Genomic DNA, 6,926 nt, shown 5'->3' with positions numbered 1-6,926 from the left:
TCGAGATCTTGAGCGTTGTTGACGAAGAAAACGGTGTTTTGGAGTGCCGCAGCATTGCCGCGGCGGCTGATCGCTTCTTGTCGATCAATGAGGTTGATGGTGGAGCCAGCGGTGTAGTTGGAGAAGGAGGCGGCGTCGAACTGGAGGAGGTCAAAGCCGTTGGCGACGCCTTGTGCACCGGTGAAACCGGTGATTGTGTCGCCGTTAGCAGCAGAGGTGATGCCAACCAGGCTGACGGTGTCCTGTTGGTTATTGGCTAGGAGGTTGATGGTGTCGTTGTTTAATTCTCCGGCGTAGAAGCCAGAGGACTGCGAGGAGCCCGTTATCGTATCGTCACCGCTGCCAGCGCGGATCGTTGCAGTTCCCAGGCTTGCAGCAAGATTGTCGCTGCCTGTGGAGCCAGTGACAACCAGTGGTTCATTGGCGAATTCACCGTTATCTGGTGTCGCTAAGACGCCTGGACCTGTGACTCCTGAAAAATCAATCGTTCTCGCTCCGGAGTTCAGGAGGTTGCTGTAGCGAGTTCGAGCAGTAAAGGAGCCTGAAATTGTGATTGATTTTAGACCTGAGAACTTGCTGAAATTGGCAACTGTGCTCGTGTCATTTGATGCTGTCGCATAGAAATTCTCGATTCCACTGACCGCCTGCACATCTGCCAGGGACCTCAGTAGACTGCTGTTTGCCGTGGTGGTGAGGCGAAGTTCATCATTGTCATTGCTTGAAGTGTCAGTGAGTGTGTCGTCTTGGCCGAGCGTTCCAGCTGCGGCTTCGACGATGTCTTGACCTGTAGTGAACCGTTCGTTATTTGGCGTGAATGTGCCGCCAATGACTTGCCCTCCCTGCGTAGTGGAGTAAATGTCCTGGAATGTGGTGAGGGTGATCCGGCTGGCTTCGGGATTCGGAGGGGGTAGCGGGTTGACGGGGTTGCTTAGCGAGAAGGAGTAAGTAAATATTTGAGGTGACTTCTTCGACTTGGCCTTGAAGGCCTGGGATTCATTGGATGTGAGCGAGTACTCAAGTGAATTGCTTACGAAATTTCCGCTGCCAGCAGAATTTAGTTTCTCGAACTCAATTTCACCCCTGACGTTCTTTTTGTTGGACTTGAAACTGAGTGAGAAATCTCCGTTGCTTCCGACGGAGCCTTGTCCTAGCGTTCTGCCTTTGAAGTTGTAGTTGTAGCCAACTTCGGTGACGCTGCTGGCATTGGTGACGTCACCCAGAATGGTGAACCTGTACTTCTTGGCCACGGGAATTAAAGGGTTTATGTGCGAAACGTAGCCAGTGCTCTCTGCGTTGTTCAAATGGCCAGAATCTCTTCATATTTTGGTGTGTAAGCACGTTTATGGAAGGTTTGTGATTCCTGCGACGTAAAGGACTCCCGTGCAGGTCATCGCCCCGGCCCAGCACAGCGAGCGCAATGGCGGCACGTTGGCCACATAGGCGGCGATGTAGGTCAGGCGCAGGGCGGGATAGCTCCAGGCCGCTGCAATCGCTGCTCCGCTGCTCACCTCAGCGATCAGGCAGAGCAGCGCCGCCGGGGCGAAGAGCGCAAACGCTTCAAAGCTGTTGAGGTGGGCCCAGTTGGCGCGTTTGCCCCACTCCGGCAGGCGATCGAACATGGCGCGCGGTGCCGCTAGATCCGCCACGGTGAAGTCGGCCTGGGAGCGGGCGGCGCCCAGGGGCACCAGGCTGGCGACCACCACACCGGCGGCCAGACAGAGCGACCAGGCAAAGGCGGAATGCATGCGGGGATGGGGCGGCGAGCTGCCGGTGGGTTGATTCAGCCTCCTTTTCTAGGCTGGGCTCAGTTCCTGCCGTTGCCGCTGCTCTGCCCATGGCCGACACCTATTCCTTCGACGTGGTTTCCGACTTCGACCGTCAGGAGTTGGTGAACACCCTTGATCAGGTGCGCCGCGACGTGTCGACCCGCTACGACCTCAAGGACTCGAACACCGAGATCGACCTGGAGGAGACCAGCTTCACGATCACCACCGCCAGCGACATGACCCTGCAGGCGGTGGAAGACGTGCTGCGTCAGAAGGCCACCAAGCGCGACCTCTCCTTGAAGATCTTCGATTTTCAGACGCCCGAGCCCGTGGGCGGCAACCGCGTGAAGCAGGAGGTGAAGCTCCGCAAAGGCCTCACGCAAGACCTCGCCAAAAAGCTCAGCAAAACCGTGCGTGATGAGCTCAAGAAGGTGACCGTGGCGATTCAGGGTGATGCGCTGCGGGTGACCGGCAAGAGCAAGGACGACCTCCAGGCCGCCATCAATCTCCTGAAGGCTCAGGACGTGGAGGTGCCGCTGCAGTTTCAGAACTACCGCTGAACGGCAGCGGCAGCATCTCAATTTCTGGCAGCTCAGCAGCCAGCTGGCTCAGGCGTGTGTGCAGCGTCTGCGCCAGCTGCTGGAACTGGGGTTTGTGTGCAAAATCTCGCCGCACCACCAGGGCTTCGCCGGATTGGATCGGCAGCTGGAGCGGCAAGCGATGCATGGCTGGCCCGGGCAGCTTCAGGCTCAGCGCCGTGCCATAGCCAATCGTGAGTTCCTGCTCCGTTTTGCCCTCCCACAGCTGCTGCTGGTAGCGCTTCATCCGCACGGGTGAGCTCCAGAGCCCGATCTTGCGCAGCGCCTGTTCAAATTCCGGGTAGGCCTTGGCCGGCAGCGCCAGGCTCGGGAACGCGGCTAGATCGGCAAAGCTCAGCGACGGCCGATTCAGCAGGGGGTGGCATTCTCCCACCAGGCAGTGCACGGGCATGTGCGACAGGCAGAGGCTGGTGAGATCGGGATCGTTGGTGTCGGGGAGGTCGGGCCGGCCAGTGAGCCACACATCCACGATCCGCTCTCGCAGCAGCTCCCAGTTGCGCTGCACACCCACGATGTTGCATTGCCCCAGCGTCCAGCCCTCGGGCACCGGTGTGCATAACAGCGGCCCCGACCAGTAGGTGGCCTCGAGGCGCAGGGGCCGGTGCCCCATCCAGCGCGCGATCTGATGCACCCGCCGCTCTGCCGCCAGCAGCGGCTCGTTGCCAATCAGGTCCCATTCGCCATCCAGCTTGTGGCCCTTGATGTCGAACAGGCGCAGGTAGCGGCGCGCCATGCGCGACACGCTGGGTTGGCTGATTCCAAGCCGCTCGGCCACAGCATCCCCGGTGCGCAGCCAGAGAAGCCCGTCGAGAGCGGCCAGCACGTCCTGCTCAACCACGTGGGAGCGATCGCAAGCCCCCAGCATCGGCCAAGGGCAGGCATGCAGCAGCAGCCTTCGTAGAGTTGCTCCAGCGCATGGCAGCTGCACATGGCCCAGGGCCGCTGGCGCTTCTGGATTGACCGCGGCGGCACCTTCACCGATGTGGTGGCGCGCTCACCGCAGGGTGAGCTGCTGGTGGAGAAGATTCTCTCGGTGCAGCCTGATCAGCCGGGAGATCCGGCGGTGTGTGCCATCCGCCGCCTGCTCGGGATCGGTTCAGCCGATGCGCCGATTCCGGAGGGTTGGATTGAGGAGGTGCGGCTCGGCACCACGGTGGCCACCAATGCCTTCCTCGAGCACAACGGCGCGCCCACCTTGCTGGTGGTGAATCAGGGCTTTGCCGATCTGCTGCGCATCGGCGATCAGCACCGCCCCAATCTTTTTGCTCTAGCGATTGAGCGCCCTGATCCGCTGTATCAGCGCGTGATCGAGGTTCCAGGGCGCATCGATGCCAACGGCGCGGAGTTGGAGCCGTTGCTGCTTGCGGAGGAGCTGCGCTTGCAGGTGCAGCAGGCTTGGGCCGATGGCATCCGCAGTGTTGCTGTGGCTCTGCTGCACAGCGTGATCAATCCGAGCCATGAGCTGGCGATCGGCGCCTGGTTGGCGGCGTTGGGCTTCGAGCAGATTGCCCTGTCGCACCAGGTGAGCCCCTTGCCGCGTTTGGTGCCCAGGGGGCACACCACGGTTTTGGAGGCGGCGGTTGCTCCGGTGCTGCGCGCTTATCTCCAGCAGCTTCGGGCGGATCTGGGCAACCATGTGCCCCTGCAGGTGATGCGATCCAGCGGGATGCTCACCGCTCCTGAGGCGCTGCATGCCAAAGACACGCTGCTCTCGGGTCCGGCCGGCGGGCTGGTGGGGGCCGCCCGCACGGCAGCGGCAGCTGGCTTCCCTCGGATCGTTGGCTTCGATATGGGAGGCACGTCCACCGATGTTTGCTACGTGGAGGGCGCCTGGTCCCGCCAGCAGCAGGTGGAGTTGGGCGGCGTTCCGATCCAGGCCCCGATGCTGGCGATCCACACCGTGGCGGCCGGCGGTGGCTCCTGCCTGAGCTTCGATGGCCTGCGGCTGGCGGTGGGGCCGGCCTCAGCAGGGGCTGATCCAGGGCCAGCCTGTTATCGGCGCGGCGGCCCGCTCACGATCACTGATGCCAACCTGCTGCTGGGCCGGCTGCAGCCGCAGCATTTCCCGGCGGTGTTTGGCCCCGATGGCGATCAGCCCCTGGATCTCGGGGTGGTGCAGCAGCAGTTCAAGGCGTTGGCTGCCGCCATGGGCTGCAGCCCTGAGCAGGCCGCCGAAGGCGCGTTGGCCGTGGCGCTCGAGCGCATGGCGGAGGCGATCCGGCGCATATCGATCCAGCAGGGCCACGATCTGCGGGAGGCGGTGCTGTGCAGCTTCGGCGGCGCGGGCGGCCAGCACGCCTGCGCGTTGGCCGAGCTGCTCGGAATGCGCCAGGTGTTGCTCCATCCCCTGGCAGGAGTGCTGTCGGCCTATGGCATCGGCCTGGCCGATCAGGGGCAGGTGCTCGAGCAGAGCGTGGCTGAGCGCCTCAGTGATGCGCTGCTGCCGCAGCTGGAACAGCGGGTTGCGCGGCTGCTTCAGTCCCATCTCCCGGGCGGAGTTGGTGTTGATGGTGGAGTGCGGCTGGATCGCTTGCTGCACCTGCGCTGGCCGGGCTCGGATCAGGCTTTGCCGGTGCCCTGGCCGCAGCAGATCAGCGCGGTGGCGCTGGTGCAGGCGTTTGAGCAGGCCTATCGGGCCCGTTATGGCTACCTCCCCTCCAGGCCGGATGGAGTGGCCGGGTTGCCTGAGGTGGAGCGTTTCTCGCTGGAGCTCACCTGGCCGGGTGAGCCGTTGCACGTGTTGCCTCCCGCAGAGAGGGATCCAAACCAGGCCTCACCGTGTTCGGTGCAGCTGCATATCGGTGGTGCTTGGCAGAGCGCGCCGTTGTGGCGGCGCGAACACCTGGCGATGGATCAACAGCTCATCGGTCCGGCCCTGATTGCCGAGGCCACGGGCACGATCCTGCTGTTGCCGGGCTGGAGCGCGCGCGTGCTGCCGGCGGGTGAACTGCTGCTGGAGCAGCAGGCCGTGGCACCTCGGTCTCCGCTCACCGCCAGCGAGTGCCCGTTGGATCCCATCCAGCTGGAGTTGTTCAGCCATCGCTTTATGGCGATCGCCGAGCAGATGGGCACGCGCCTGCAGCAAACCAGCGCTTCGGTGAACATCCGCGAGCGGCTCGACTTTTCCTGTGCGCTCTTTGATGCGGCCGGTGGCCTGGTGGCCAACGCTCCGCACATTCCTGTGCATCTGGGTTCGATGGGGGAGAGCGTTGTGGCCTTGCTGCGCGATGTGCAGAGCGGTGCCCTGGAGCCCCTAGCCCCAGGGGATGCTGTGGTGTCCAACAACCCGTTCAACGGCGGCACCCACCTGCCGGATCTCACGGTGATCAGTCCGGTGTTTTCAGGCGATCACCTGGTGGCGTTTGTGGCCAGTCGCGGCCATCACGCCGATGTGGGCGGGATCACCCCCGGCTCGATGCCGCCCCACAGCACCAGCATCGAGCAGGAAGGAGTGCTGATCAACAACGTTTCTCTGGTGCGCCATGGCTCCTTGCTGGAGGCCCACTGGCGTGAACGGCTCGGAGCAGGAGCCTTTCCGGTGCGCAACCCCGATCAGCTGATGGCTGATCTGCAGGCCCAGGTGGCGGCTAATCACCTTGGGGTGGAGCGGCTGCAGGAGTTGATCCAGAGCCAGGGGCTCGATGCGGTGGGCAGCGCGATGGCTCAGGTGCAGGACCATGCCGCTGAAGCCGTGCGCCGGGTGATCGATCAGCTCGCCGATGGCGAGGCGCGGGTGCGGATGGACTGCAGCACCGAGATTGTGGTGGCCGTTCAGGTGGATCACGCACGCCGCCGCGCGCGGATCGATTTCGGTGGCTCTTCGCCTCAGCAGACCAGCAACCTCAACGCTCCCCTGGCGATCACCAAGGCGGTGGTGCTTTACGTGTTCCGCTGCCTGGTGCAGGAGCCAATCCCGCTGAATGCCGGTTGTTTTGAGCCGCTCGAGCTGGTGGTGCCGAAGGGTTCCGTGCTGAACCCCCAGCCTCCAGCAGCCGTGGTGGCCGGCAACGTGGAAACCTCCCAGGCGGTTGCCAATGCCTTGTTTGCGGCGCTGGGTGTGATGGCGGCGGCCCAGGGCACGATGAACAACCTGAGCTTCGGCAACGAGCGCTGCCAGTACTACGAAACGATCTGCGGCGGCACCGGCGCAGGTGAGGGCTTTGCGGGCGCCTCAGCGGTGCAGTCGCACATGACCAACTCCCGCCTCACCGATCCGGAGATCCTGGAGCAGCGCCTGCCCGTGCGGCTGGAGCGGTTCGCGATCCGCCACGGCAGCGGCGGCTCCGGCCGCTGGCGCGGGGGCGATGGGGTGGTGCGGGAGCTGCAAGCCCTCGAGCCGATCACGTTGTCGCTGCTGAGCGGTAGCCGCGTGGTGGCCCCTTTCGGATTGGCCGGCGGCGACGCGGGTTGCTGCGGCCAGAACAGCCTGCGCCGCGCCAATGGTGCCGTCGAGCTGTTGCCCGGCAGCGTGGCGGTGGAGCTGGAGGTGGGCGATCGGGTGCGGGTGGAAACGCCAGGGGGTGGGGGGTATGGAGGTGTGTCGTTGGTGTAAGTGGGTCTC

At 63.7% G+C, this 6,926-nt stretch carries 5 protein-coding genes; 2 read left to right on the top strand and 3 right to left on the bottom strand.

The genetic code is table 11. The features are described 5' to 3' along the window. Both KUL97_RS09430 and KUL97_RS09425 read right to left on the bottom strand, forming a co-directional pair. Positions 1–1,247, bottom strand: a 1,247-nt coding sequence (locus tag KUL97_RS09430; protein WP_217796740.1) for a hypothetical protein, incomplete at its 3' end; no start/stop codon positions are given. Positions 1,248–1,340: 93 nt separating this feature from the next. Beyond that, entirely contained in the window at positions 1,341–1,745 is a 405-nt protein-coding gene (locus KUL97_RS09425; RefSeq protein ID WP_217796739.1) for an MAPEG family protein, read from the bottom strand. 89 nt (positions 1,746–1,834) lie between these two features. Between KUL97_RS09425 and KUL97_RS09420 the strand changes: the two genes are divergently transcribed. Then, positions 1,835–2,326, top strand: a complete 492-nt coding sequence (locus tag KUL97_RS09420; protein ID WP_217796738.1) for a YajQ family cyclic di-GMP-binding protein — start codon at positions 1,835–1,837, stop codon at positions 2,324–2,326. Here the strand turns inward: KUL97_RS09420 and KUL97_RS09415 are convergent. Beyond that, positions 2,268–3,203 (bottom strand): LysR substrate-binding domain-containing protein, encoded by a 936-nt coding sequence (locus tag KUL97_RS09415; protein ID WP_217796737.1) that lies wholly within the window; start codon positions 3,201–3,203, stop codon positions 2,268–2,270. The genes KUL97_RS09420 and KUL97_RS09415 overlap by 59 nt on opposite strands. 90 nt (positions 3,204–3,293) lie before the next feature. Between KUL97_RS09415 and KUL97_RS09410 the strand changes: the two genes are divergently transcribed. After that, positions 3,294–6,917 (top strand): hydantoinase B/oxoprolinase family protein, encoded by a 3,624-nt coding sequence (locus tag KUL97_RS09410; RefSeq protein ID WP_217796736.1) that lies wholly within the window; start codon positions 3,294–3,296, stop codon positions 6,915–6,917. Positions 6,918–6,926: the final 9 nt, after the last annotated feature.

Origin of the sequence: Synechococcus sp. HK05, assembly GCF_019104765.1 — a bacterium.
Taxonomy (GTDB): Bacteria; Cyanobacteriota; Cyanobacteriia; order PCC-6307; family Cyanobiaceae; genus Vulcanococcus.
The sequence above is the reverse complement of the archived record's forward strand: the minus strand, read 5'-3'. Positions and strand labels throughout refer to the sequence as shown.

Excerpts from the sequence above, each read along its gene's own strand:
- KUL97_RS09425 (WP_217796739.1), bottom strand. The coding sequence starts at position 1,745 with ATGCATTCCGCCTTTGCCTGGTCGCTCTGTCTGGCCGCCGGTGTGGTG.
- KUL97_RS09420 (WP_217796738.1), top strand. The coding sequence starts at position 1,835 with ATGGCCGACACCTATTCCTTCGACGTGGTTTCCGACTTCGACCGTCAG.
- KUL97_RS09410 (WP_217796736.1), top strand. The coding sequence starts at position 3,294 with ATGGCCCAGGGCCGCTGGCGCTTCTGGATTGACCGCGGCGGCACCTTC.